Below are 24,559 nucleotides of genomic sequence, written 5' to 3' on the forward strand. Positions count from 1 at the left end.
ACGCGCAGGAGTAGGGTCGGCGGCGAAAACCGGAGGTGAGGGGGGACGCCATGGGGGCGGTGCGGGTGACGGCGATCGCGAGTCTGACGCCGCTGGAGGAACTCGACGCCGACCCCTTCCTGGTGGACTCGCGCAGCCAGCACGCCATGTGCGCCCGCTGGGCCGCCGAGCAGGGCTATGTGGTGGCACGGGAACTGCTGGTACGGGGGCTGCGCCCCGACCACGGCGTGCTGTGGGAGGGCGTGCGGCCCGGCACCGATCTGTTCGTGGCACCCAGCCTGCGGGTACTGGAACGGGCACTGTCCTCCGTGGAGGCGTTCACCGCCGAGTGCGCGCGACGCGGGGTGCGCGTGGAGACGGTGGGCCGCGCGGAACCGGAGTACGACGCGGCGATGAAGGCACGTGTACACCGCCGGCTGTCGATGCCGACCGCCGGCTACGACGGCCGCTGAGCCGCCGGCGGCCCGCGCCGCCGGGGACGGAACGCCTGCTCCGGACGTTGTGACAGGGTGAATACGAGTCGGAACCGGCCGGGACGTGAGGTGTGCGGGGCGTGGGTGGCGAGCGGTGGCGACGGGTCGCCAGTCAGATCGGGCGGAGTGTCGCCGTGTGGGTGGTCTCCACCCTCACCATGCTGCTGCTCGCCGGGATCCTGCCGGACTTCCGGCTGCGCTCGGCCGACGGTGACAGCGCCACCGACATCGCGGTCACCGCCGCCCTCGGCGCCGGCGCCTTCGGCCTGCTGTCCGCCCTCGTCTGGCCGCTGCTGGTGCGGCTGCTGCTGCTCGTGCCGGCACTCGTCCTCGGCCTGCTGGTGTTCTTCCTCAACGGTGCCCTCCTGTGGCTGGCCCTGTGGCTCAACCCCGTCGAACGGGGCGCCGCGGCCCCCCAGACCGCGGTCGTGGTCGCCGCGGTCATGTCCGCCGTCGCCTCCGCCACGGGCGCCGCCCTCGCCGTGCGCGACGACGACGCCTACCGCCGCCGCCTCTACCGCCTCGCCCACCGAAGACGGGGCTCCGCCCCGCCCTGCCCCCCGACCCCGGGCACCGTGTTCCTGCAACTCGACGGCGTCGGCCACGACGTGCTCCTGGACGCCGTCGGCAAGGGACTGATGCCCACCGTCGCCCGCTGGCTCGGCACCGGTACCGCCGGCGACCGGCCCAGCCACCGCCTCACCCCCTGGCGCACCGACTGGTCCAGCCAGACCGGCGCCAGCCAGCTCGGCATCCTGCACGGCAGCAACCACGACGTCCCCGCGTTCCGCTGGTACGAGAAGGCCCGCCGCGAGGTCATGGTCTGCAACCGGCCCACCAGCGCCGCCGAACTCCAGGCCCGCGCCGTCGAGTACGCGGGCCACGCCGGACTGCTCGCCGACGACGGCGCCAGCCGCGGCAACCTGTTCAGCGGCGGCGCCGGCGAACAGGCCCTGGTGCTCTCCATCGCCACCCGCCGCCGCGGCCCGGCCGCTCGCTCCCGCGCGGGCTACTTCGCCTACTTCTCCGACCCCGCCAACGCCGTGCGCACCGCGCTGTCCTTCGTCGCCGAGGCGGGCCGGGAGATCGGCCAGTCGACCCGGGCCCGGCTGGGAAAGCAGCGCCCGCGCGTCTCGCGCGGCGGTCTCTACCCGTTCGTACGGGCCTTCGCGACCGTCGTCGAACGGGACGTCGTGGTGGCCGCCGTGACGGGCGACCTGCTGGCCGGACGCACCGCCGTCTACGCGGACCTGGTGGCCTACGACGAGGTCGCCCACCACTCCGGGCCCGCGAGCCGGGACACCGACAAGGTCCTCCGGCGCCTCGACCGTGCCCTCGCCCTGATCGAGCACGTCGCCGAGCACGCCCCCCGCCCGTACCGCATCGTCGTTCTCTCCGACCACGGGCAGAGCCCCGGCGAGACCTTCCGCTCCCGCTACGGCCTCACCCTCGCCGACCTGGTGCGGGCCGGCTGCGGGCTGCCCGTGCCGCGCCGCGCCCGGCGCACCCACAGCGGCGCGGAGGCCCGCGCGGCCGTCCGTGCGGCGCTGCGCAGACCCGTCGAGGAGGGCACCGAGCACTACCGCCCCTCGCGCGGCTCCGAACCCGTCGTGCTCGCCTCCGGCAATCTGGGCCTGGTCTCCTTCCCGGACGTGCCGCACCGGATGACCAAGGAGGAGATCGACGCCCGCCACCCCGCCCTGCTGCCGACCCTCGCCAACCATCCCGGCGTCGGCTTCCTCCTGGTCCGCAGCGCCCGCCACGGCGGCGTCGTGCTCGGCGCGTACGGCGCGGAGATCCCGCTGGACGAGCTGGACGACAACCCCGGGCCGCTGGCCGCGTTCGGTCCCGGCGCCGCCGACGTCGTCCGCCGCACCCACACCTTTCCGCACACCGCCGACATCATGGTCAACTCCTTCCACGACCCGACCGACGGCGAGGTGCTCGCCTTCGAGGAGCAGATCGGCTCCCACGGCGGTCTGGGCGGCGCCCAGTCCCGCCCCTTCCTGCTGTCCCCGCTCGTCCTGTCCGCACCGGTCGCCGACGGCGCGGAACTCGCCGGCGCCGAGCAGGTCCACCGCGTACTGCGCCGCTGGCTGACGGAGTCGGACGCGGCGCGGCGGCCCGCGGCCCCGGACCGCAGGCGCGCCGCCTGAGCGGGCCGTTGATCCGACGGCCGTCCCCGGGGGACGATGACGCGATGAACGAGGCCGCCGCGTACACGCTGCACCAGCTCCGGGCACTGGAACCGGCGGTGCGCACGGACGTCCTCCGCGTCCTGGACCGCGTCGTCCGGGACCTCCCCGCCCACTGGAGCCGACGCCGGGGGATTCCCCAGCTCATGGTCTTCCTCGACGGCCACGGGGACGCCCGGACGGAGCGGACCGGTCTGCGGGAGCTGGCCCGTTACGGGTTCCTCGACGAGCTCCACCGCTGGGTCGGCACGGTCCCGGCCCACAAGGCGGAGGAACACGGGTGTGCCGCCCTGGTGTACGGCGACCGCGTCCATGCGAGGATCAACGGGATCGGCCCCTTGGGCTGGGCCTGGTTCAGACCGGACACCTGCGCCCAGGTCCACGTGGCGCACCGGCGCCTGCGTCGGGGGTTCACCCAGTCGAGACCCTCGACCGCGCCCGGCGGGGCTGACCGCGCGGAGAACGCGTTGCCCCCTGTTCCTCCGGGGCGCGCCCGGCATCGGGCCGCCGAGGACCTCACCGCGAGAGGACCCGTCTTACGGGTGAGCCGAGCCGTGATGTGATCGGATGGGGGACGGGCACCCGGTGACCCGGGGCCCGGACCGAGCACCGCCGGACACACGGCCGGACATTTTCGAAAGGATGCGTCATGGCAGCCACGCGCTCCGCACACACCGTTTGGGAAGGCAGTCTCTTCAAGGGCAGCGGGGTCGTCGCCTTCGACTCCTCCGGCAGCATCGCCGAGCAGCCGGTCACCTGGGCGTCGCGTGCCGAGGAGGCGAACGGGAAGACCAGCCCGGAGGAGCTGATCGCCGCCGCGCACTCCAGCTGCTTCTCCATGGCCCTGTCCAACGGACTCGACAAGGCCGGTACCCCGCCGACCAGGCTGACCACCTCCGCCGACGTCACCTTCGTGCCCGGCGAGGGCATCACCGGCATCCACCTCACCGTCGAGGGCACCGTGCCCGGCCTGGACGAGGCGGGCTTCGTCGCCGCGGCCGAGGACGCCAAGGTGAACTGCCCGGTCAGTCAGGCGCTGAAGGGCACGAACATCACCCTGACGGCGAAGCTCGCCTGACCCGCTCGCCGCGTCGGGCCACCGCGGGCCGCTCCCCGGGGGGCGGCCCGCGGCACGTCCCCCTCCGGGAGCGACCACCATGACGTCACGACCCGCCGTCTCCGCCCACCGGGGAGGCTCCGAGCGCGCCGCCCCGGCCACCCGGGAGGCGTACGAGGACGCGCTCGCGTCCGGCGCGGAGTACGTCGAGTTCGACGTCCGGCGCACGGCGGACGGCGTCTTCGTCGTCCACCACGACCCCCGCGTGCGCCGCACCGGCCCGCCGCTGTCCACACTCACCCACGCCGAACTGAACGAGCGTGCCGGATACCCCGTGCCGGTGGTGGAGGAGGTCATGGAGCTGATCGCCGGGAAGCTCGTCGGGCACCTGGACCTGAAGGAGACCGGTCACGAGCGGGAGTTGATCGACCGCGCGGTCGCCCTGCTCGGCGAGGACGGCTTCGTGGCCACCACCCTAGAGGACCGCTCCGTCGCCGCCATCACCGCCGCCCGCCCGCGCGTGCGCACCGTGCTGTCCCTGGGCCGCAGCGGCGAGGGCATCGGCCGGCGCAGGCTGGCGGCCACCCGGATCAGCGAACTGCTCCCCATGCGCCGGGTCCGCGCCTGCGGCGCCCACGGGGTCGCCGTGCACCAGCGTCTGGCCCGCGCCACCGTGCTGCGTGAGGCCGCACGTAACAGACTGTTCACCATGGTGTGGACGGTCAACGAGGACGCGGCGCTGTCGGGCTTCCTCGGCGACCCGCGCGTGGACGTGCTGATCACCGACCGCCCCCGCCGCGCCGTGGAACTGCGCGGGAGGCCCGACGCCCACACCTCTCGTTGACAACCATCCACACGAACCATTGACAATGGGGCGCTCAAGTTTTCTGCTGGAAGTCCGGAGAGGTGCCCTGACGGAAGGGGACAGCGATGGGACGTGCCGTCGGAATCGACCTGGGAACGACGAACTCGGTGGTGGCCGTGCTCGAGGGCGGTGAGCCCACGGTCATCGCCAACGCGGAGGGCGCGCGCACCACCCCCTCGGTCGTGGCGTTCGCCAAGAACGGCGAGGTGCTGGTCGGCGAGGTCGCCAAGCGGCAGGCCGTCACGAACGTCGACCGCACCGCCCGCTCGGTCAAGCGGTACATGGGCGACGCCCAGTGGCGGTTCCCCGAACAGGGCTCCGTCGACGGCACCCGCTACCGGGCGCAGGAACTGTCCGCCCGGGTGCTGCAGAAACTGCGCAGGGACGCCGAGTCCTACCTCGGCGAGGAGGTCACCGACGCGGTCATCACCGTACCGGCGTACTTCGACGACACCCAGCGGCAGGCCACCAAGGAGGCCGGGGAGATCGCCGGCCTGAAGGTGCTGAGGATCATCAACGAGCCCACGGCGGCGGCCCTCGCGTACGGCCTGGACAAGGAGAACGACCACACCGTCCTGGTGTTCGACCTGGGCGGCGGCACCTTCGACGTGTCGCTGCTCGACATCGGCGAGGGCGTCATCGAGGTGAAGGCCACCAACGGCGACACCCACCTCGGCGGCGACGACTGGGACCAGCGCGTCGTCGAGTACCTCGCCAAGCGCTTCAAGGGGCACTACGGCGTCGACCTGGCGCAGGACAAGATGGCCGTGCAGCGGCTGCGGGAGGCCGCCGAGAAGGCGAAGATCGAACTCTCCTCGTCGACGGAGACCACGATCAACCTGCCCTACATCACCGCCTCCGCCGAAGGCCCCCTGCACCTCGACGAGAAACTCACCCGTGCCCAGTTCCAGGAACTCACCGCCGACCTGCTGGAACGCTGCAAGAAGCCCTTCCACCAGGCCGTCAAGGACGCCGGCGTGACCCTCTCCGCGATCGACCACGTCATCCTCGTGGGCGGCTCCACCCGGATGCCGGCCGTCACCGACCTGGTCCGCGAGCTCACCGGCAAGGAACCGCACAAGGGCGTCAACCCCGACGAGGTCGTCGCCCTCGGTGCCGCCCTCCAGGCGGGCGTCCTGCGCGGTGACGTCAAGGACGTGCTGCTCCTCGACGTCACCCCGCTGTCCCTCGGCATCGAGACCAAGGGCGGCATCATGACCAAGCTGATCGAGCGCAACACCACGATCCCCACCCGGCGTTCGGAGATCTTCACCACCGCCGCCGACAACCAGCCCTCGGTGGGCATCCAGGTCTACCAGGGCGAACGCGAGATCGCCGCCTACAACAAGAAGCTCGGCGTCTTCGACCTCACCGGCCTGCCGCCCGCCCCCCGCGGCGTCCCGCAGATCGAGGTCGCCTTCGACATCGACGCCAACGGCATCATGCACGTGTCCGCCAAGGACCTCGCCACCGGCCGCGAGCAGAAGATGACCGTCACCGGCGGCTCGGCCCTGCCCAAGGACGACATCGACCGCATGATGCGCGACGCCGAACAGTACGCGGAGGAGGACCGCAAGCGCCGCGAGGCCGCCGAGACCCGCAACCAGGCCGAACAACTCGTCTACCAGACCGAGAAGTTCCTGCGGGAGAACAGCGACAAGGTGCCCGGCGACACCAGGAGCGAGGTGGAGTCCGCCGTCGCGGAACTGAAGCAGCTGCTGGGGCGGGAGGCCACGGACACGGCCGAGCTGCGCGCCGGCGTGGAGAAACTCGCCACGGTCAGCCAGAAGATGGGCCAGGCGATGTACGCGCAGACCGCGTCGGCCCCCACCGGAGGCACCGAACAGGAATCCTCACCGCAGGACGACGACGGGGTCGTCGACGCGGAGATCGTCGACGACGACAGGGACACCGGCACCTCGGGCCGCAAGGACGGCGAGGCCTGACCCCGGGCCGTCCCCGCCTCAGTGGTGCTCCCGGCACTCCCGGAGCAGCTTCTCCGTGCGCTGGGCCGAGGCCGCCCGTGCCGTCATGTGGTCCAGGACCTCCAGGTGCACCGCGACCTCCTTGCGGGAGTCCAGGTACAGGGCGCCCGTCAGGTACTCGGTGAACACCATGTCCGGCAGCTCCGGCTCGGCGAAGCGGAACAGCGAGAACGGCGCGTACGTCCCCGGGTGGGGCCCGTCCGCGAACTCGGCGATCTGCAGCGTGACCCGGTCCCGTTCGGAGTACTCCAGCAGCTTGTCGAGCTGGTCGCGCATCACCCGGCCGTCGGCGCTCACCGGGCGCCGCAGCACCGTCTCCTCCATCAGCACCCACAGGTGCGGCGGATCGGGACGCTCCAGGAGCTTCTGCCGCTCCATGCGCAGGGACACGTGCCGCTCGACGGCCTCCGGCCCCGCGTTGCCGATCGTCCCGGCCTCCAGGACGGCACGCGCGTAGTCCTCGGTCTGCAGCAGCCCCGGCACGAAGTGCGGCTCGTACGACCGGATGATCCGGGCGGCGCCCTCCAGGCTCACGTACATGCTGAACCACTCGGGCAGCACGTCGTGGTACCGCTGCCACCAGCCCGGCCGGTTCGCCTCCTCGGCGAGCTCCACGAACGTGTCGGACTCGCTCTCGGGCACCCCGTACGCGGTCAGCAGCAACTGGACGTACGGGATCTTCAGCGCGACCTCGGCGGTCTCCATCCGCCGCACGGTCGCGGGCGCCACCCGCAGGATCCGGGCGGCCTCCTCCCGTGAGAGGCCCGCGGCCTCCCGAAGCTCATGCAGCCGCCTTCCCAGGACCACCTGGCCCACGGTCGGTGCGGCCCGCCGCTCACTCACGCCACGCCTCCCCAACGCGCCCGGGCACGCGCTCAGTCTGCCATGTTCCTCCGACACTCTCACGGGCCACGGGAAACCGCCCTGTTTCCCTACTCCCCACCCCATTACCCGGCAGGTAATCGACCCGGCGCCGCCTCCGCGCCATCGTGGACGCACCGGGTTCCGGGCCGGCGCACTCCGGCCCGGGATCCGGCACCGGCCACCGCTACAGACAGACCCGACGGAGGGTGATCCATCATGTCCGCGACCCAGCTTGCCGCGCTCGCCAGGACCGTGGAGCCGCAGCGGATGCTGCGCCGCTTCCTGGCCCTCGACGCCGCGGTGACCGGCGCGAACGCGCTCGCCTACCTGGCCCTGGCCGGCCCGCTCGGCCGGTTCCTCGGCGTCGGCTCCGGCCTGCTCCTCGGGCTCGGCGCGTTCCTCGCCGTGTACGCCGCCGGAGTGGGCCTGCTGGCCGCGCGCCGCCATCCGCCGGCACTCGCCGTGCGGGCCGTCGTCGAGGCCAACCTCGTCTGGGCGGCGGTGAGCGTCGCCGCCCTCGCGCTGTGGCTCTCCCCGACCACGGCGGGCGCGGTGTGGACGGTCCTCCAGGCGCTCACCGTGGCGGGCTTCGCCGTGCTCCAGCACATGGCGCTGAGGGCACGTCAGCTCAACCAGGACTGAAGGTACTTGGCCGTCGCCGGGTCCGCCGGGAGCAGCGTCTCCACGGCGAGCTCGGCGACGGTCACGTCCATCGGTGTGTTGAAGGTCGAGATCGACGACACGAACGACAGCCTCCGGCCCTCGTGCTCGATGACCATCGGCAGCGCGAAGTACGCCACCGGCACCTCCGGTTCCTCCGGGCGCCGCTCGTCGGTGTCGGGCACCGGGAACGCCGCGACCTCCTCGTACAGGGCCCGCAGCGGCTCGGAGCGGTGCAGCGCGATCTGCCGCCGCATCTGCTCCAGCAGGTGCCCCCGCCACTCCCGCAGATTCAGGATCCGCGGCGCCAGCCCCTGCGGGTGCAGCGTGAGCCGCACCGCGTTCAGCGGCGGCGTCAGCAGCGACTCCGGGACACCGTCGAAGAGCATCATGACCCCCCGGTTGGCCGCCACGACGTCGTACATCGCGTCCACCACCAGCGCCGGGTACGGCTCGAAGCCGCCGATCAGCCGCTCGATGCCGTCCCGCAGCGCGTCCAGCGCGGGATCGTCCAGCGGGGTGTGCGGGAACCGGGGCGCGTAACCGGCGGCCATCAGCAGCGCGTTGCGTTCCCGTACCGGGACGTCCAGCTGCTCGGCCAGCCGCAGCACCATCTCCTCGCTGGGCCGGGAGCGGCCCGTCTCGATGAAACTGATGTGCCGGGCGGAGGAGTCGGCGCGCAGGGCCAGCTCCAGCTGGCTGACCCGCCGCTGCTCTCGCCAGGCGCGCAGCAACGGGCCCACGCCATCGGCGCCGGCGGCGGTTCGGGACGGGACAGTGGTCATGCCAGGACCGTAGTCGAGAAGCGGCCGAACCGGGGAGCCGCCCGCCTCCGGCCGGGTCCCGGGAGCCCTCCTGTGGCAGCCTGGGAGTCCGGCACGAGACCCGAACCGGCGAAGGAGCGCAGCCCATGCCCGACGAACCGCTGTCGCAGAAGGAGATCGAGGACCGGCTGGCCGGCCTGCCGGGCTGGTCGCTCGAGGGGGACCGCCTCACCCGCTCCTACCGGCTCGGCTCGCACGTCGCGGCGACGGCGATGGTCGTCCACATCGCCCAGGTGCAGGAGGAACTCGACCACCACTCCGACCTCACCCTCGGCTACGACACCGTGTCCCTGTCCGTGCACACCCACAGCGCGGGCGGCACCGTCACCGCCAGGGACCTCGAGCTCGCCCGCAGGGTGGAGGACCTGGCGCCCGGACACGGTGCACACTGAGGCGCGTGCTGGACTACGACGAGGAAGCGGAACGGTACGACGCCCTGCGCGGGGGCGAGGCCCGGGCGGCGGCCGCCGCCGCGGCCGTGCTGAGCCTCGTGCCGGGCGGTGCGCGTGACCTGCTGGACGTCGCCTGCGGAACCGGCATCGTGACCCGGCGGTTACCCGCCGCCCGCTCGGGACTGCGGATGACGGGCGCCGACCTCGCCCCGTCGATGACCCGGATGGCCGCCGCCCGCCTGCCGGGCGCCGTGGTCCGCGCGGACGGCCGCGCCCTGCCCTTCGGCGACGCCCGGTTCGACGTGGTGGTCAGCGTGTGGCTGCTGCACCTCCTGTCCGGACCGGGGGAGGTGCGGACGGTCGTCGGAGAGTGCGCCCGCGTCCTGCGGCCCGGCGGGGTGTACGTCACCACCGTGGACAAGGGGGCCTCCCACAACGTCGGCAGCGACATCGACGCGGTGCTCGCCGCGCGTCCCCCCAGCCCGGTGCCCGACGCCCCCGCCACCGTGACGGCCGCCGCGTCCGCGCACGGACTGCTCCCCGCGGGGGAGGCCCGTTTCCGGGGCCACGGTCAGGGGCGCAGCCCCCGCCGCACCATCGCGGACCTGCGGCGCGGCTGGTTCGTCACCCTGCCCCCCGGGGAACCGCTCGCCGAGGAGTTCGCCTCCCGGCTGGCCGGCCTGCCCGACCAGGACCGGCCCCGCCCCGATCCCGTGTTCAGCCTCCGCGCGTACCGCAGACCCCTGCGCGGCAACCCGGAGGCCCCCGGCGGCGACCGGTAGACGGAATCCGTCCGTCTCCCAGGAGGTCCGTCCCGTGAAGCACCCCCGCAGGCACGGCAGAAGCCGTGTGCTCCTCCCCGCGGCACTCGCCGCGGCGGCCCTGGCCGGCGCCGGCCTGACCGCGATGTCGCCGTCGTCCGCCGAGGCCGCCACCGCCCGTCAGGTCGAGAGGCTCGACCGGGGCGTCGTCAGCGTCCGCACCGGCAGCGGCAACCTGGTCGGCCGGCGCCGGCTCGGCACCGACCCGGACACCGTCGCCTTCAACGTCTACCGGGCCGGCACCAAGGTCAACGCCACTCCCGTCACCGGCTCGACCACCTACTTCCACGCCGGCGCCCCCTCGCACGCCGACTACACCGTGCGCGCGGTGGTGAACGGCACCGAGCAGGGCGACTCGGTCCACGCGATCCAGTTCCGCACGGGCTACAAGGACGCACCGCTCGGCCCGCCGGGCACGGCCGTGAGGACGCGGGTTCTTCGCACGGTGTTCCTTCCTCGTGGGGGGAGGTGGAGGGAGGTGGAGGGAGCACGCGAGGACCGGGCGGCCCTTGGCGTGGGTGGGGGCCGCCCGGTCGGATGGGCCCGTCGTCCTGTGACGGGACCGGGTACACGGAGCTGTCAAGCGCACCGGAAAGCGGCGGTACCCCCCGCGCCCCCAAGGGGCGCGGGGAACTGCACGACCGGCCACGTACGGCCCGCAGCCGAGGAACCGCCCGTCCCGCGGAGCGCTCGGCGGGGGCTATTCGAGAAGCTCCGCGTACGAGCCCATGGCCAGGGCTATGTCGGCCTGGGCCCAGAACCGGTGGTACGTGAAGGTGGGCGCGGCGCCGCCCTCCAGGTAGGACTCGATCTTCGACCACGCGGGGTCGTCCTGGTAGAAGGAACGGATCGACTCGAACGTCGACGACGAGTTGACCGCGTCGCCGTTGGGCATGGTGCCGCTCCAGCCGCTCGGGACGTACACCGGGTCGTCGAAGCGGTTGTAGTCGGCGCGGGTCTCCGGGACGGCGATGCCGAGCGCGTCCTGGTTGTTCTGCCACATGCCGTCCAGGAGCGCCTTCGCCGTGGACGCCGCCTCCGTGTCACCGGAGCGGTCGGCGTAGTACGTCAGCGTCTTGGCGTAGGCGGCGGCCACACCGACGTCGTTGGTGTAGTCGGCGACGCTGACGTGCAGCCCGCTGTTGGCGCCGGGCGACGACGCGTTCCAGGTGTCGGGCTTGCCCGACCACTGCAGCGTCGACGGGATCCGGAAGGAGCCGTCCGGGTTGATCGTGGTCTCGGACAGCGCCCAGTCCACCCACTTGTCGAGGACCGACTTGGCGAGGGCGTTGCCGGTCTGCTGGTACAGCTCGGCCACACGCTCCATCGACCACGCCTGGAACCCGAACCACTGGTTGGACGGCGGGTCGTGGTAGACCGGCTTCTCGTCGTAGTACATGCCGTAGAAGGTCGGCGTACCGGACGGCGGGGTGGTGTACCGGCCCGCCCAGCTGTTGGTCGCGCCGCCCGCGATGCCGCCCTCGTCGGACTGCAGCCAGCGGTAGAACTCCAGCTGCCGCTGCATCGACTTCCCCCAGTCGCCCGCGCCCGTCGCCGACTTCGGCTTCAGCGGCGCGTAACTGCTCAGCGCGTACGCGGCGAGCGGGTTCTGGTAGCCGCCGTGCGCGTGGCTGGAGCCGATGCGCCAGGCCCAGCCCGCCGAGGTGTCGGTGGCACCGCCCCAGGCGTAGTACCAGGACAGCAGGTAGTGCGAGGCGTCCTTGCCGGTGCCGGCCGGGCAGGAGGGGCTGGTGCAGTTGCCGACCTTCTTGAAGTACTTGTCGTACATTGCGTAGCGCAGGTAGTCACCCATCTTCGCGGCCTTGGCGACGGTCGCGGACACCTGGGAGCCCTTGCCCTGGTCCTTCGCCCACAGGTCCGCCCAGTACGCGGCCTGCACGGCACGCGCGTCGGCGTCCGGCGCGTTGGTGAACTTCCACTGTTCGGCGTAGGACGCGTCCTTGGTGAACAGGTCCAGGTAACCGTTCTTCCCGCCGTACTTGAAGGCGTCACAGGTGGGCTGCGGGACGGTCTCCCACACCGACTCCTGCGGGCCGCGCTGGAAGGTGTTGATGTAGGACGGTCCGGTGTCCGCCGGACCCGCCTCGCACGTGCCGGGCGAGTTGCCGTAGCCGTACACGTTGTCGACGTCCTGGATCCAGTGCATGCCGTAGACGTCGTCGGTGCCGTAGGCGGACTTCAGCTCGGCCGCGATCGGGTCGGGGCCGACCGAGACGCCCGGGTCGAGCTGCGACGGGTACTCGTCCGGAGTGTCGTGTTCCGGCGCGTAGGTCGCCGGCTTCGAGGCGTTGTAGAAGGAGTTCGTCGGCTGGTCGGCGTGGGTCGGGATCATGTACTTCTCCATAATCTCCCAGGCCCCGTTGAACTTCGACCAGTCACCGGTCACCTTGCCGTACATCGCCTGCAGCCACAGCAGGTAGCTGTACGCCTCCGAGGTGGTCTCGTGACCGTGGTCCGGCGCCTCGACGATCAGCGTCTCGACCGAGTGGTACGGGATTCCCTCCGGCGAGAAGTAGCCGTTCGCCGGGTCCGTGATCTTCCCGTACAGCTCCAGGAAGCGCGCGTCGTACGTCTTCCGGGCGCCCAGCTGCGTCACCGTGACCGTCGCCTTGGCGTGGCCGGGTGCCGAGGTCTCGAAGACGGCCGAGCCGCTGCCCGAGGAGTCGGCGGAGATCGTCACCTTCTGCGCGGTGTTCCAGTTCGACGGCGTGAAGGTGAGCGAGGCGCCGCCGGAGACCGACAGTCCCGTGTTGCCGCTCGCACGCGTCGTCGTGACCGTCACGTCGGCGGTCGGCTGCTTGGACAGCTTCACGTCGTACGTGCCCGACTCGCCCTGCTGAACGCCCAGTTGGGACGGTGAGGCCACCACGGCCGGACCGGAGGCGACCGTGATCCCGACCGGGGTGGAGTCGGCGGAGGCCCCCATGCTGTCGTACGCCTTCGCCACCAGCGAATGACTGCCCACGGTCAAGCCGGCGACCGAGAGCGTGAAGGGCGCGCTGGTGTCGGTGCCCAGCAGCTCGGTGTCGTCGTAGAACTCCACCTTGGTGACCGTGGCGTCGTCGGCCGCCGCGGCGGTGGCCGCGAGCGGGACGGTCTCGCCCTGCGTGTAGACCGCGCCCGCCGCAGGGCTGGTCAGCACGGTGATCGGCGGCTGGTGGGCCCCGGTGCAGGTGGTGCCGTTGATCGCGAAGGACGTGGGAGCGGTGTTGCTGCCGCTGTAGGAGAACTGGGCGCCGGTCGTGACGGCGCCGCCGGCGGCGATCCGGGCGTTGTGCCCGGCGTTCTTCACGGTCACGGTCCGGCCGGACTGCGACCAGGTGCCGTTCCAGCCGTTGACCAGCCTCTGGTTGCCTGCGTAGTCGTACGTCAGGGTCCAGCCGTCGATGGCGTCCGCGCCGCGGTTGGTGAGGGTCAGGTCGACGGTGAAGCCGGACCCCCAGTCGTTCGCCTTGTAGTCGACGCTGCACCGGACCGCGGCCGCCTGGGCGGGAGTCGAGCCGGTCGAGAGCATGGTCAACGGAAGCGCCAGAGCGGCCGCGGCGGCCGTTAACAGGCGCCGGACGCCGCTGCGTCTTCTGGGTGGGGGATGCATGGTGCTGGTTCCTCCTGCGACTCGGTCATTGTCAAGCCTTGAACCAGTGGGAGCGCTCCCATAGTGAGGACGGCGTGGTGAGCGGTCAAGCCTTGTGTCGAATCGAAAACATTTCGACGGTTCCCGCGGGGCGAATGTCGGCAACCCTCTGTTCTTCGCCGTCACTTGGCGCTAGCTTCGGGTGCACCAGTGGGAGCGGTTCCATCAGTCGACGCGTCCGTCACGACGCGTCCGAGCTGCAAGGAGTCGCTCGTGCGTCACCCCCCGCGTTCAGTACTTTTAGCCGTCCCCGCGCTCACGTGGAGCACCTGACGCGGGGCGCTCGTTCCCGTGGGATCCCCTTGCCGTCCGTGCTGCCCGGACCTGTCCCGGGCGGCCCACGGGCCTGTCCGAAGCAGGCCCGGACGGCACTCCCACCCGTAAGGCACCAGGCCGCGCGATCGTCCGCGCGTGCCCCAGAAGGACAGCCCCCTACGGATAGGAAACCCGCACCATGAGTCGCACCAGAACCGCGCTACTCGCCGCGATGGCGCTGGTCGCCGGCGCCACCGGGACGGCGTTCGCCGTCGTCCCCGGCGACGCCGGCGCGGCCGCCGTCCCCTGCACCGTGGACTACCAGGTGCAGAACCAGTGGGACACCGGCTTCACCGCGTCCGTGAAGGTCACCAACAACGGCGCCGCCAAGTCGTCGTGGGCGGTGAAGTGGTCCTACGCCGGCAACCAGAAGGTGACCAACTTCTGGAACGCCAAGGTCACCCAGTCCGGCGCCAACGTCACCGCCGCCAACGAGGCCTACAACGGCGCGCTCGCCACCGGTGGTTCGGCCACCTTCGGCTTCCAGGGCACCTACAGCGGCAGCAACGCCGTCCCCGCCACCTTCACCCTCGACGGCGTGACCTGCAACGTCGACTCCGGCGGCCCCACCGATCCGCCGACCGATCCACCGACCGACCCGCCCGCGGGCAGCCGGGTGGACAACCCCTACAGCGGCGCCAAGGTGTACGTGAACCCCGAGTGGTCGGCGAAGGCCGCCGCGGAACCCGGCGGCAGCCGCATCGCGGACCAGCCCACCGGCGTGTGGCTGGACCGCACCGCCGCCATCAACGGCGTCAACGGCGGCATGGGCCTGCGCGACCACCTCGACGAGGCCCTGCGGCAGAAGGGTTCGGGAGAGCTCGTCGTCCAGCTGGTCATCTACAACCTGCCCGGCCGCGACTGCGCCGCCCTCGCCTCCAACGGCGAACTCGGCCCGACGGAGATCGACAAGTACAAGACCGACTACATCGACCCGATCAAGACCATCCTCGCCGACCCGAAGTACGCCTCGCTGCGGATCGTCACCACGGTCGAGATCGACTCCCTGCCCAACCTCGTCACCAACGTCTCCCCGCGGGCCACCGCCACGCCCAACTGCGACGTGATGAAGGCCAACGGCAACTACGTGAAGGGCGTCGGCTACGCCCTGAACAAGCTCGGCGACGTGCCCAACGTCTACAACTACGTGGACGCCGGCCACCACGGCTGGCTGGGCTGGGACGACAACTTCGGCGCCTCCGCCGAGATGTTCAAGCAGGCCGCCACCGCGGAAGGCGCGACCGTCGCCGACGTGCACGGCTTCATCGCCAACACGGCCAACTACAGCACGCTGAAGGAGGACCACTTCTCCATCAACGACACCGTGGCCGGCAAGTCGGTGCGCGAGTCGAAGTGGGTCAGCTGGAACCGGTACGTCGACGAGCTGTCGTACGCCCAGGCCCTGCGCGAGAAGCTGGTCTCGCTCGGCTTCGACTCGAAGATCGGCATGCTGATCGACACGTCCCGCAACGGCTGGGGCGGGGCGAACCGGCCCACCGGACCCGGCGCCACCACCAGCGTGGACACCTACGTCGACGGCGGACGCTACGACCGCCGGTTCAACACCGGCAACTGGTGCAACCAGATGGGAGCGGGTCTCGGCGAGCGGCCCAAGGCCGCACCGGAGCCCGGGATCGACGCCTACGTGTGGATGAAGCCCCCGGGCGAGTCCGACGGGGCGAGCAAGGCCATCGACAACGACGAGGGCAAGGGCTTCGACCGGATGTGCGACCCGACGTACACCGGCAACCCGCGCAACGACAACAACATGTCGGGCGCCCTGCCCGACGCCCCGATCTCCGGGCACTGGTTCTCCGCCCAGTTCCAGGAGCTGATGAAGAACGCCTACCCGCCGCTGTCGTGACGGGCTGACCACCGGTCCGCCGGGTCCGGGCCACGAGGTCCGGGCCCTGCGGACGCCGCGACCCTCCCGCCCGGCACGTTTTTGCGTGAACGGCAACATCGGTTGCCCGTGCGCGGTGCGTCGGCGCACGCTGACGGCATCCGAGCGAGAGGCTGATCGGCATGGCGCACCACCACGAGCACGAGCACCACGCGGACAAGCAGGGCCACGGCCACGGCCACGACGACATGGACTGGGCCGAGATGGCACCCCTGCTCGAGGCCCAGGCGGAATTGTTCACCCCCCTGTACGAGCGTGCCCTGAGCTGGCTGGCGAAGGAGGTGACCGAACCGGGACTGATCGTGGACGCGGGCAGCGGGCCCGGAGTGATCGCCTGCCTGTTCGCCGAGACGTTCCCCGGTGCCCGGATCGTCGCCGTGGACGGCTCCGAGCCGCTGCTCCAGCGGGCCCGCGCCCGGGCGGAGCGCCAGGGCACGGCCGACCGCTTCGGCACCCTCGCCGGCGAACTCCCCGACGTGCTGGGCGAACTGGACTACCCGGCCGACCTGTTGTGGGCCAGCCGCAGCGTCCACCACCTGGGCGACCAGGGCGCCGCGCTGGCCGCCTGCGCCGAGCGCCTGGCGCCCGGCGGCACCCTCGCGGTGATGGAGGGCGGACTGCCGGCGCGTTTCCTGCCCCGTGACATCGGGTTCGGCCGGCCGGGACTCCAGGCCCGCATCGACGCGGCGGAGGAGGACCGGTTCAGCCGGATGCGCGCCGAACTGCCGGGCTCGGTGCCCGCCGTCGAGGACTGGCACGCGCTGCTGACCTCGGCCGGCCTGCACCACACCCGCTCGCGCACCTTCCTCCTCGACCTCCCCGCCCCGGCCACGGACCGCGCCCGCGCCTATGTGACCGCCGCGCTCACCCGCACCCGCGAGATCATCGGCGAGGACCTGGACGCCGACGACCGCGCCACCCTCGACCGCCTCCTCGACCCCGGCGACCCGGCGGGCGTGCACCACCGCCCGGACCTGTTCGTCCTGGCGGCCCACACGGTCCACGCGGCGGTGCGACCCGTGTGACGGCTTGACTTGGAGAGCTCTCCAAGTGATGGACTCCCCGGCACGCAACGCACACACAGGGGGTTTCCATGACCGACTCTCCGGTCGCGCTCGTCACCGGCGGAGGCAGCGGCATCGGCGCCGCCGTCGCACGGCGGCTGCTGGACGCGGGACAGCGGGTGGCCGTCACCGGGCGGAGCGAGCAGCGGCTGCGCGGCTTCGCGAAGGAACTGGAGGAGCCGGAAGGGCTGTTGACGATCCCGGGCAACGCGGCGGAGTACGACGACGTACGGGCCGCGGTCGGCACCGTGCTCACGGAATTCGGCCGCCTGGACACCGTCGTCGCCAACGCGGGCTTCGCCACCGGCGACTCGGTGGCCGACGGCGACCCTGCGGGCTGGACCGACATGGTGCTGACCAACGTCCTCGGTCCCGCGCTGCTCATCAGGGCCTCCATCGACGCCCTCAAGGAGACCCGCGGACGGATCGTCCTGGTCGGCAGCGTCGCCGGGTTCGTGCCCACGCCGGGCAATCTGTACGGCGCCACGAAGTGGGCGGTGACCGGGCTCGCCGAGAACACCCGGCGGCAGGTCACCGAGTGGGGTGTCGGCGTCACCCTGATCGCGCCCGGCCGGGTGGAGACCCCGTTCTGGGACGCCCACGGCAGCCTGCCGCCCGGGCATCTGCTCACCGCGGGCCAGATCGCCGACTCCGTCGTGTGGGCCCTGGGACAGCCGGCCGGGGTCGACGTCAACACCGTGGTCGTACGGCCCGTCGGCCAGCCCAACTGAGCACCCTCCCGCGGACGCGCGACGGCCTCCCCCGGAGCGGGGGAGGCCGTCGCGCGCGTGAGGTCAGCCGCTGAACTCCGCGGGGTCGGGACCGATCCGCCGGTCCTCGTTCAGCGCGCTGATGGCGGCGAGGTCCTCGGCGTCCAGACTGAACCCGAAGACGTCGATGTTCTCCTGGATCCTGGACGGCGTCACCGACTTCGGGATGACGACGTTGCCCAGCTGGAGGTGCCAGCGCAGCACCACCTGCGCCGGAGTGCGGCCGTGCTTCCGCGCGATCGCCACGATCGCCGGGATCTCCAGGATGCCCTTGCCGGAGCCGAGCGGCGACCACGCCTCCGTGGCGATGCCCTGCTCGGCGTGGTACTCGCGGGCGGCGTGCTGCTGCAGATGCGGGTGCAGTTCGATCTGGTTGACCGCCGGCACGACGGACGTCTCGCCGATCAGGCGCTCCAGGTGCTCCGGCAGGAAGTTGGACACGCCGATGGCGCGGACCCGGCCGTCGGCGTGCAGCTTCTCGAACGCCTTGTAGGTGTCGACGTACGTGTCACGGGCGGGCGCCGGCCAGTGGATGAGGTACAGGTCCACGTAGTCGAGGCCGAGCTTCGACAGGGACGTGTCGAAGGCCCGCAGGGTGGAGTCGTACCCCTGGTCGCTGTTCCAGAGCTTGGTGGTGACGAAGAGGTCCTCGCGCGGGACGCCCGACCTCGCGACGGCCCGGCCGGTGCCCTCCTCGTTGCCGTAGACCGCCGCGGTGTCGATGCTGCGGTAGCCCGCCTCAAGTGCCGTCGCCACGGCCGTCTCGGCCTCCGCGTCCGGCACCTGCCAGACGCCGAACCCCAGCTGGGGCATCTCGACGCCGTTGTTCAGGATGATCGGGGGGACCTTGCTCACGAGCTCTCGATCCTTCGGTTGTGGTCAGGTGTTACAGGTGTACCCCCATCGTCAACGATCACGGCCCGCGGCGCATTCCTGACCGGATGATTCACGCGCGGTAGAGCGCCTCGACCTCGTCCTCGTACGCCTTCTCGATCGCCCTGCGCTTCAGCTTCAGCGACGGGGTGAGCAGCCCGTGCTCCTCGGTGAACGGCTGCGCCAGGATCCGGAAGGTACGGATGGACTCGGCCTGCGAGACCAGCGTGTTGGCCGTGACCACCGCGCGCCGCACCTCCGTCTCCAGGTCCGCGTCGCGCACCAGCTCGGCCGGCGGCATCGGTGCCTTGCCGCGCATCGTCAGCCAGTGCTCCACCGCCTCCGGGTCGAGGGTGACCAGAGCGGCGATGTACGGGCGGTCGTTGCCGACCACGATGCACTGGCTGACCAGCGGATGGTCACGCACCCGCTCCTCCAGCACCCCCGGGGAGACGCTCTTGCCGCCCGAGGTGACCAGGATCTCCTTCTTGCGCCCGGTGATCGTCAGATAGCCGTCGTCGTCCAGGGAACCGAGGTCCCCGGTGGCCAGCCAGCCGTCGTGCAGGGTGTCGCCGGTGGCCTTCGGGTTGTTGAGGTAGCCCCCGAAGACGTTGTCGCCGTGCAGCCAGATCTCGCCGTCGTCCGCGATGTGCACGGTGACGCCGGGAACGGGCTGGCCGACCGTGCCGTACCGGGTGCGTTCGGGCGGGTTGGCGGTGGCCGCCGCCGTCGACTCGGTGAGTCCGTACCCCTCGTAGACGCGCACCCCCGCGCCCGCGAAGAACAGTCCTAGCCGGCGGTCCATCGCGGAGCCGCCCGACATGGCGTGCCGGATCCTGCCGCCCATCGCCGCGCGGATCCGGGAGTAGACGAGCTTGTCGAAGAGCTGGTGCTGTATCCGCAGTGCCGCCGACGGGCCGGGCCCGGTGCCCCAGGCCTTCGCCTCCACCGCGTCCGCGTACGTGACGGCCACGTCGACGGCCTTCTCGAACGCCCCCGAGCGCCCCTCCCGTTCCGCCTTGCGCCGCGCCGCGTTGAACACCTTCTCGAAGATGTACGGCACGGCCAGGAAGAACGTCGGCCGGAACGCGGCCAGGTCGGGCATCAGCGCGGCCGCGTTCAGCTGCGGCTGATGGCCGAACTTCACCCTCCCGCGGATCGCCGCCACCTCCACCATCCGGCCGAAGACGTGGGCGAGCGGCAGGAAAAGCAGCGTCGACGCCTCGTCGCCCCTGCGGGAGTGGAACACCGGCTCCCAGCGCTCGATGACGGTGTCCGCCTCGTACATGAAGTTGCCGTGCGAGAGCACGCAGCCCTTGGGGCGGCCGGTGGTGCCCGAGGTGTAGATGACCGTCGCCACCGAGTCGGGGGTGACCGCCTGACGGTGCCGGTGCACCACCTCGTCGTCCAGATGGGCGCCCGCGTCGTACAGCTCCTGCACCGCGCCCGCGTCGAGCTGCCACAGCCGGCGCATCCGCGGCAGCCGGTCGATGACCGTGGCGATGGTCATCGCGTGGTCCTCGTGCTCCACCACCGCGGCGGTCACCTCGGCGTCGTGCAGCATCCAGGAGCACTGCTCGGCGGAGGAGGTGGGGTAGACGGGGACGACCTGCGCACCGATCGTCCACAGCGCGAAGTCGAAGAGCGTCCACTCGTAGCGGGTACGGGACATGATCGCGACCCGGTCGCCGAACCGGACCCCGCTCGCGAGCAGGCCCTTCGCGAGGGCGAGCACCTCGTCGCGGAACTCGGCGCTGGACACGTCCCGCCAGCTGCCGGTGCCGTCCCTGCGGCCGAGCGCGACGCGCGACGGGTCTTCCTCGGCATACCGGAAGACCACGTCGGCCAGACCGCCCACCGCGGGCTCCAAGGACAACGGAGGGTTGGTGAACTCGCGCAATCGCTCCCCCGCTCCTCGGCGCCGGACCGCTGCGCGACGTCGTCGTCCCGCACGGCGCCGTGAAAGCTACCCCACGCGGCCGGAGGCCGGGAGGGGCCGGAAAATCGGGCCGGGGTCTCGTCCGCGCTGGTCAGGGGAGGAAAAAGCGCTCACATCGGGAAGGGTCGGACAGAAACCTGACCCATGAGTAAGGTTCGGTGGAGCAATCTCCACCGAATCTGTACGAGCGCATGACCGCTCCTTGGGAAGCCACGGCTGCGCCGCTGGATCGGCGGATTCGTCACCCGGCACCGGAAGGTGCTGGTCTCGAAGAAGTCGCTGGCGGCCGGGCTGCTCATGGCGAGTGTGCTGTTCGGCGCCCAGACCTCGGCGGCGGTGCTGCCGCTGATGCTGTTCCACCGGATGCGGCTGATGGTGTGCACGGTGACCGCCAGGCACCGGTCGCACGATCCCCTCGGGGAGGTCACCGCCCCGGGCCGAGCCGGACGCTCACGAACCGGGGCCGGTACAGGGACACGTTCCGGCTGAGCATCCCGGCCGCCCCGGCCGTCTCCAGCCAGTTCACGTCGTGGCTGAGCACCAGCCGCCCGTCGCCGCTCAGCTCCGGATGGACCTGCGGGTTGTAGGCGGCGGTCCCGCCGTGGGGCAGCGCGGGGGTGAACTCCCGCGCGGGACCGTGCCACGGCCCGGTCGGGGAGCAGGCCCAGTACGACGCCACCGTCGTCAGCCCCGCGGCGCCCGCGGCCATCGTGAACAGGACGTACGTCCCCTCGTCCCGCACCACCGAGAACGCGCTGCCCACACCGGTGCGCCGCCCGTCGCCGAGCACGGGACGCGGGCGGGCGCGGGTCTGCCAGGACGACCCGTTCCAGTACTCCCAGGCGGCGGGGTCGCCGAGGTGGCCCTCCGGGACGCGGGCCACGTACGCGTGCGAGGCAGGGCGGTCGGCGGGGCGGCCGTCGTCACCGCCGAAGACGTACGTCCAGCCGCCCTCCTCGACCAGCGTCGTCCCGAACAGCACCCGCCGGGAGGGGTCGGCGACCTGCTGCTGGTCGAGCACCGTCGACACCGACTCCAGGCGCAGCCCGGGCAGGGAGAGCGTGGCGACCTCGGTGGCGGTGGGCACGCCGTAGATCCACGGGTGCTGCCCGGCCCGGCGCACCCACAGCAGGACCCGCAGTACCTGCTCGGAGGAGCCGGGGGAACGCGGCTCGACCCGGGCGGCGACCGGCCAGCGCCACCGGTCGGGCGCCGGATCGGGGAAGAGCGGCGCGGGCAGGGTGCTCTCCAGCCCGCCGTCGCGCATGACCACGGCCGAATTACGCACGAGCGGGGTGTTCGCGTCCCGCCACGCGTACGACTCGCCGACCGGGTTCGGTGGTCGGTGCACCCGGCCCAGGAAGGTGTCGGAGAACAGCCACAGCAGCCGGCCGTCCGGCAGCCGCACCGAGTGGGTGCCGTCGCCGCCGGTCCAGTCGTCGGTGCGGCCGGGGTCGTCGCCGTAGCGGGCGAACTCGGCGGTGAGGGTGTCGTCGGCGGTCCAGGAGGCGACCGTGCGCGGCCGGCAGTCCGCGCCGTCCGGGCCACGGTCGTCGTCGTCCGGCAGACCGGTGACCAGGAGGGCACCGAGGACCAGGGTCAGCACCAGGGCGATCCCGGTCCCCGTGCGTCGTCGTGCTCCGGCAGCGTCGTCGGGCATGCCCGGGGACGTTAGTGGGTCGCCGGGGCCCGGGTCCATGGGGCCCCGGGGCGGGCCGGATCCGAAAAGCCCCGGGCGGTCCGGGCGGGGGCGCCGCCGTGCGGTGGGCCGGACCGGTCAGCCCCGGGCGGCCGGGGCCCGCAGGGCGACGCGGTCCTCACCCGCGTACACGTTCATGGAACTGCCGCGCAGGAAGCCCACCAGGGTCAGACCCGTCTCCGCCGCCAGGTCCACGGCCAGCGAGGACGGCGCCGAGACCGCCGCCAGCATCGGTATGCCGGCCATCACCGCCTTCTGCGCCAGCTCGAACGAGGCCCGCCCGGAGACCATCAGGATCGTCCGGGACAGCGGCAGGTGCCCGCTCTGCAGGGCGCGGCCGACCAGCTTGTCGACCGCGTTGTGCCGGCCCACGTCCTCGCGTACGTCCAGCAGCTCGCCGTTCTCGTCGAACAGGGCCGCCGCGTGCAGGCCCCCGGTGCGGTCGAAGACCCGCTGCGCCGCCCGCAGCCGGTCCGGGAGGCTCGACAGCAGGCCCGGCTCCACCCGCAGCGGGGGAGTGTCGGCGATGGGATGGCGGGCCGTCGTGCGCACCGCGTCCAGGCTGGCCTTGCCGCACAGTCCGCACGAGGACGTGGTGTACACGTTGCGTTCCAGCGTGATGTCCGGGACCGCGACGCCGGGGGCCGTGGTGACGTCGACCACGTTGTAGGTGTTCACGCCGTCGGCTGTCGCGCCCGCGCAGTAGACGATGTTCCGCAGGTCCGCGGCGTTCGCGAGCACGCCCTCACTCACCAGGAACCCGGCCGCCAGGGCGAAGTCGTCCCCGGGCGTGCGCATGGTGATCGCCAGCGGCCTGCCGTTCAGCCGGATCTCCAGGGGTTCCTCGGTGACGAGCGTGTCGGGACGGCTGGAGACCGCCCCGTCCCGGATGCGGACCACCTTGCGTCGTTCAGTGACTCGTCCCATGTCCCTACCAGTTCCGCTCAGCCCGGGTTCCACACGTTCCCATTGTCCTGCACGGAGCGCCGAGGCAGCGGCCCGCGCCGCGGCACGCCTGCGTTCGCTCGCCCACGGTCCGTACGCGCGCGTGCGCAAGGCGGCACGGCCGTGCGCGGGCCGTGCCGCGCACGACCGTGCCGGACTCCGGCAGGTGAGGGAAGCCGACAAGCTCGGCGCCCGTTTCCTGTCGCTTCACCTGCCCTCGTACCGGTGAGTCACTGATCAGACTGGTGCATCCCGCAACCGGAAACGAGGGGGACCACCCATGATCGGCTCGCGCATCGCCGCCGTCGGCCACTACCAGCCCGCCCGGGTCCTCACCAACGAGGACCTGGCGGGCATGGTCGACACGAGCGACGCGTGGATCACGAGCCGGGTGGGCATCCGCACCCGCCACATCGCGGGCCCCGACGAACCCGTCGACGAGCTGGCCGCGCACGCCGCCGCCAAGGCGCTCGCGGCGGCCGGCCGGACGCCCGACGAGATAGACCTGGTCCTGGTCGCCACGTCCACCGCGATCGACCGCTCGCCCAACATGGCCGCTCGGGTCGCCGCCCGCCTCGGCATGCCCGGACCCGCCGTCATGGACCTCAACGTGGTGTGCGCCGGCTTCACCCACGCCCTCGCCACCGCCGACCACTCCGTGCGGGCCGGTGGCGCGAGCAGGGTGCTGGTCGTCGGCGCCGACAAGATGTCCGAGGTGGCCGACTGGACCGACCGCTCCACCTGCGTCCTCGTCGGCGACGGTGCGGGCGCGGCCGTGGTGGAGGCCTGCGCCCCGGGCGAGGAGGCGGGGATCGGGCCGGTGCTGTGGGGGTCGGTGCCCGAGATGGCCCACGCGGTGCGGATCGAGGGGACGCCCCCGCGGTTCGCGCAGGAGGGGCAGAGCGTCTACCGCTGGGCGGCCACCCGGCTGCCGGTCATCGCCCGGCAGGCCTGCGAGAAGGCGGGGCTGACGCCCGAGGACCTGGCCGGGGTGGTGCTGCACCAGGCCAACCTGCGGATCATCGAACCCCTCGCACGCCGGCTCGGCGCCGTCAACGCCGTGGTGGCCCGCGATGTCACCGAGTCCGGCAACACCTCCGCCGCGAGTATCCCGCTGGCCTTCTCGAAACTCGTCGAACGGGGCGCGGTGTCGAGCGGCGACCCGGTGCTGCTGTTCGGCTTCGGCGGGAACCTGTCGTACGCGGGGCAGGTCGTGCGCTGCCCCTGAACCGTCCCCTGCCGAGCCTTCCGGCACACACG

The 24,559-nt window shown here is 72.1% G+C and carries 20 protein-coding genes and 2 pseudogenes; 15 read left to right on the forward strand and 7 right to left on the reverse strand.

The genetic code is table 11. The annotated features are described in order from the left end of the window. Positions 1-50 precede the first annotated feature (50 nt). From BU52_RS01860 to dnaK, 6 genes are all read left to right on the forward strand, one after another. Positions 51-452: a hypothetical protein gene (locus BU52_RS01860; RefSeq protein ID WP_037926690.1), complete on the forward strand. Its 402-nt coding sequence runs from the start codon at positions 51-53 to the stop codon at positions 450-452. 92 nt (positions 453-544) lie between these two features. Beyond that, positions 545-2,629, forward strand: coding sequence for a phage holin family protein (locus tag BU52_RS01865; RefSeq protein WP_037926692.1), 2,085 nt, complete (start codon positions 545-547; stop codon positions 2,627-2,629). A gap of 44 nt (positions 2,630-2,673) precedes the next feature. After that, a complete protein-coding gene (locus BU52_RS01870; protein ID WP_037926695.1) occupies positions 2,674-3,231 on the forward strand; it encodes a hypothetical protein in 558 nt (185 codons plus the stop codon). Positions 3,232-3,317: 86 nt separating this feature from the next. Then, positions 3,318-3,746, forward strand: coding sequence for an OsmC family protein (locus BU52_RS01875; RefSeq protein ID WP_037926698.1), 429 nt, complete (start codon positions 3,318-3,320; stop codon positions 3,744-3,746). A 79-nt stretch (positions 3,747-3,825) separates the two neighbouring features. Continuing rightward, the gene (locus tag BU52_RS01880; protein WP_037926701.1) at positions 3,826-4,569 is read left to right on the forward strand and encodes a glycerophosphodiester phosphodiesterase family protein; all 744 of its coding nucleotides are present in this window, start codon (positions 3,826-3,828) and stop codon (positions 4,567-4,569) included. 86 nt (positions 4,570-4,655) lie between these two features. After that, positions 4,656-6,536 (forward strand): molecular chaperone DnaK, encoded by a 1,881-nt coding sequence (gene dnaK, locus BU52_RS01885; RefSeq protein ID WP_037926704.1) that lies wholly within the window; start codon positions 4,656-4,658, stop codon positions 6,534-6,536. An 18-nt stretch (positions 6,537-6,554) separates the two neighbouring features. On the opposite strand, the gene BU52_RS01890 is transcribed toward dnaK, so the two are convergent. Then, the gene (locus BU52_RS01890; protein WP_037926707.1) at positions 6,555-7,418 is read right to left on the reverse strand and encodes a helix-turn-helix domain-containing protein; all 864 of its coding nucleotides are present in this window, start codon (positions 7,416-7,418) and stop codon (positions 6,555-6,557) included. 237 nt (positions 7,419-7,655) lie between these two features. Between BU52_RS01890 and BU52_RS01895 the strand changes: the two genes are divergently transcribed. Beyond that, positions 7,656-8,081 (forward strand): hypothetical protein, encoded by a 426-nt coding sequence (locus BU52_RS01895; protein WP_037926710.1) that lies wholly within the window; start codon positions 7,656-7,658, stop codon positions 8,079-8,081. Here the strand turns inward: BU52_RS01895 and BU52_RS01900 are convergent. Continuing rightward, positions 8,063-8,884: a helix-turn-helix domain-containing protein gene (locus tag BU52_RS01900; protein WP_037926712.1), complete on the reverse strand. Its 822-nt coding sequence runs from the start codon at positions 8,882-8,884 to the stop codon at positions 8,063-8,065. The genes BU52_RS01895 and BU52_RS01900 overlap by 19 nt on opposite strands. Before the next feature lie 125 nt (positions 8,885-9,009). Between BU52_RS01900 and BU52_RS01905 the strand changes: the two genes are divergently transcribed. The 3 genes and pseudogenes from BU52_RS01905 to BU52_RS33155 form a co-directional block, all read left to right on the forward strand. Continuing rightward, positions 9,010-9,315: a 4a-hydroxytetrahydrobiopterin dehydratase gene (locus tag BU52_RS01905; protein WP_037926715.1), complete on the forward strand. Its 306-nt coding sequence runs from the start codon at positions 9,010-9,012 to the stop codon at positions 9,313-9,315. A 5-nt stretch (positions 9,316-9,320) separates the two neighbouring features. Continuing rightward, positions 9,321-10,097, forward strand: a complete 777-nt coding sequence (locus BU52_RS01910; RefSeq protein ID WP_037926718.1) for a class I SAM-dependent methyltransferase — start codon at positions 9,321-9,323, stop codon at positions 10,095-10,097. A 34-nt stretch (positions 10,098-10,131) separates the two neighbouring features. Further along, positions 10,132-10,548 (forward strand): annotated as a pseudogene (locus BU52_RS33155) (rhamnogalacturonan endolyase family protein); the annotation flags it as partial. 288 nt (positions 10,549-10,836) lie between these two features. Here BU52_RS33155 and BU52_RS01915 read toward each other — a convergent pair. Further along, positions 10,837-13,752 carry a glycoside hydrolase family 48 protein gene (locus BU52_RS01915; protein ID WP_037926722.1) on the reverse strand — a complete coding sequence of 972 codons (2,916 nt, stop codon included), beginning with the start codon at positions 13,750-13,752 and terminating at the stop codon, positions 10,837-10,839. Positions 13,753-14,245: 493 nt separating this feature from the next. Here BU52_RS01915 and BU52_RS01920 point away from each other — a divergent pair, with 493 nt between their 5' ends. The 3 genes from BU52_RS01920 to BU52_RS01930 all read left to right on the forward strand — a co-directional run bounded on the left by BU52_RS01920 (position 14,246) and on the right by BU52_RS01930 (position 17,804). After that, positions 14,246-15,970: a glycoside hydrolase family 6 protein gene (locus BU52_RS01920; protein ID WP_037926726.1), complete on the forward strand. Its 1,725-nt coding sequence runs from the start codon at positions 14,246-14,248 to the stop codon at positions 15,968-15,970. A gap of 161 nt (positions 15,971-16,131) precedes the next feature. After that, entirely contained in the window at positions 16,132-17,034 is a 903-nt protein-coding gene (locus BU52_RS01925; protein WP_037926729.1) for a class I SAM-dependent methyltransferase, read from the forward strand. A gap of 68 nt (positions 17,035-17,102) precedes the next feature. After that, on the forward strand, positions 17,103-17,804 hold the full coding sequence (locus tag BU52_RS01930; protein ID WP_037926732.1) for an SDR family oxidoreductase: 702 nt from the start codon (positions 17,103-17,105) through the stop codon (positions 17,802-17,804). A gap of 63 nt (positions 17,805-17,867) precedes the next feature. On the opposite strand, the gene BU52_RS01935 is transcribed toward BU52_RS01930, so the two are convergent. Both BU52_RS01935 and BU52_RS01940 read right to left on the reverse strand, forming a co-directional pair. Further along, positions 17,868-18,656 carry an aldo/keto reductase gene (locus BU52_RS01935; RefSeq protein ID WP_051857885.1) on the reverse strand — a complete coding sequence of 263 codons (789 nt, stop codon included), beginning with the start codon at positions 18,654-18,656 and terminating at the stop codon, positions 17,868-17,870. A gap of 133 nt (positions 18,657-18,789) precedes the next feature. Beyond that, positions 18,790-20,616, reverse strand: coding sequence for an AMP-dependent synthetase/ligase (locus BU52_RS01940; protein ID WP_037926738.1), 1,827 nt, complete (start codon positions 20,614-20,616; stop codon positions 18,790-18,792). Positions 20,617-20,922: 306 nt separating this feature from the next. On the opposite strand from BU52_RS01940, the pseudogene BU52_RS01945 reads away from it, so the two are divergent. After that, positions 20,923-21,144, forward strand: a pseudogene (locus BU52_RS01945) (bile acid:sodium symporter); the annotation flags it as partial. Here BU52_RS01945 and BU52_RS01950 read toward each other — a convergent pair. Together BU52_RS01950 and fdhD are read right to left on the reverse strand one after the other, a co-directional pair. Continuing rightward, positions 21,080-22,315, reverse strand: a complete 1,236-nt coding sequence (locus tag BU52_RS01950; RefSeq protein ID WP_037926745.1) for a DUF4185 domain-containing protein — start codon at positions 22,313-22,315, stop codon at positions 21,080-21,082. The pseudogene BU52_RS01945 and the gene BU52_RS01950 sit on opposite strands and share 65 nt — an antisense overlap. A 117-nt stretch (positions 22,316-22,432) precedes the next feature. Continuing rightward, on the reverse strand, positions 22,433-23,281 hold the full coding sequence (gene fdhD / locus BU52_RS01955; protein ID WP_037926747.1) for a formate dehydrogenase accessory sulfurtransferase FdhD: 849 nt from the start codon (positions 23,279-23,281) through the stop codon (positions 22,433-22,435). A gap of 298 nt (positions 23,282-23,579) precedes the next feature. On the opposite strand from fdhD, the gene BU52_RS01960 reads away from it, so the two are divergent. Continuing rightward, positions 23,580-24,527, forward strand: coding sequence for a beta-ketoacyl-ACP synthase III (locus BU52_RS01960; protein WP_037926750.1), 948 nt, complete (start codon positions 23,580-23,582; stop codon positions 24,525-24,527). Positions 24,528-24,559: the final 32 nt, after the last annotated feature.

This window comes from Streptomyces toyocaensis (assembly GCF_000725125.1).
Classification (GTDB): domain Bacteria; phylum Actinomycetota; class Actinomycetes; order Streptomycetales; family Streptomycetaceae; genus Streptomyces; species Streptomyces toyocaensis.

What these genes read in the sequence shown, in the direction of transcription:
- BU52_RS01870 (WP_037926695.1), top strand. Translation starts at nt 2,674, where the DNA reads ATGAACGAGGCCGCCGCGTACACGCTGCACCAGCTCCGGGCACTGGAA.
- BU52_RS01905 (WP_037926715.1), top strand. Translation starts at nt 9,010, where the DNA reads ATGCCCGACGAACCGCTGTCGCAGAAGGAGATCGAGGACCGGCTGGCC.
- BU52_RS01860 (WP_037926690.1), top strand. Translation starts at nt 51, where the DNA reads ATGGGGGCGGTGCGGGTGACGGCGATCGCGAGTCTGACGCCGCTGGAG.
- BU52_RS01935 (WP_051857885.1), bottom strand. Translation starts at nt 18,656, where the DNA reads ATGCCCCAGCTGGGGTTCGGCGTCTGGCAGGTGCCGGACGCGGAGGCC.
- BU52_RS01920 (WP_037926726.1), top strand. Translation starts at nt 14,246, where the DNA reads ATGAGTCGCACCAGAACCGCGCTACTCGCCGCGATGGCGCTGGTCGCC.
- BU52_RS01960 (WP_037926750.1), top strand. Translation starts at nt 23,580, where the DNA reads ATGATCGGCTCGCGCATCGCCGCCGTCGGCCACTACCAGCCCGCCCGG.
- BU52_RS01950 (WP_037926745.1), bottom strand. Translation starts at nt 22,315, where the DNA reads ATGCCCGACGACGCTGCCGGAGCACGACGACGCACGGGGACCGGGATC.
- dnaK (WP_037926704.1), top strand. Translation starts at nt 4,656, where the DNA reads ATGGGACGTGCCGTCGGAATCGACCTGGGAACGACGAACTCGGTGGTG.
- BU52_RS01925 (WP_037926729.1), top strand. Translation starts at nt 16,132, where the DNA reads ATGGCGCACCACCACGAGCACGAGCACCACGCGGACAAGCAGGGCCAC.
- fdhD (WP_037926747.1), bottom strand. Translation starts at nt 23,281, where the DNA reads ATGGGACGAGTCACTGAACGACGCAAGGTGGTCCGCATCCGGGACGGG.
- BU52_RS01875 (WP_037926698.1), top strand. Translation starts at nt 3,318, where the DNA reads ATGGCAGCCACGCGCTCCGCACACACCGTTTGGGAAGGCAGTCTCTTC.
- BU52_RS01915 (WP_037926722.1), bottom strand. Translation starts at nt 13,752, where the DNA reads ATGCATCCCCCACCCAGAAGACGCAGCGGCGTCCGGCGCCTGTTAACG.
- BU52_RS01900 (WP_037926712.1), bottom strand. Translation starts at nt 8,884, where the DNA reads ATGACCACTGTCCCGTCCCGAACCGCCGCCGGCGCCGATGGCGTGGGC.
- BU52_RS01895 (WP_037926710.1), top strand. Translation starts at nt 7,656, where the DNA reads ATGTCCGCGACCCAGCTTGCCGCGCTCGCCAGGACCGTGGAGCCGCAG.
- BU52_RS01880 (WP_037926701.1), top strand. Translation starts at nt 3,826, where the DNA reads ATGACGTCACGACCCGCCGTCTCCGCCCACCGGGGAGGCTCCGAGCGC.
- BU52_RS01930 (WP_037926732.1), top strand. Translation starts at nt 17,103, where the DNA reads ATGACCGACTCTCCGGTCGCGCTCGTCACCGGCGGAGGCAGCGGCATC.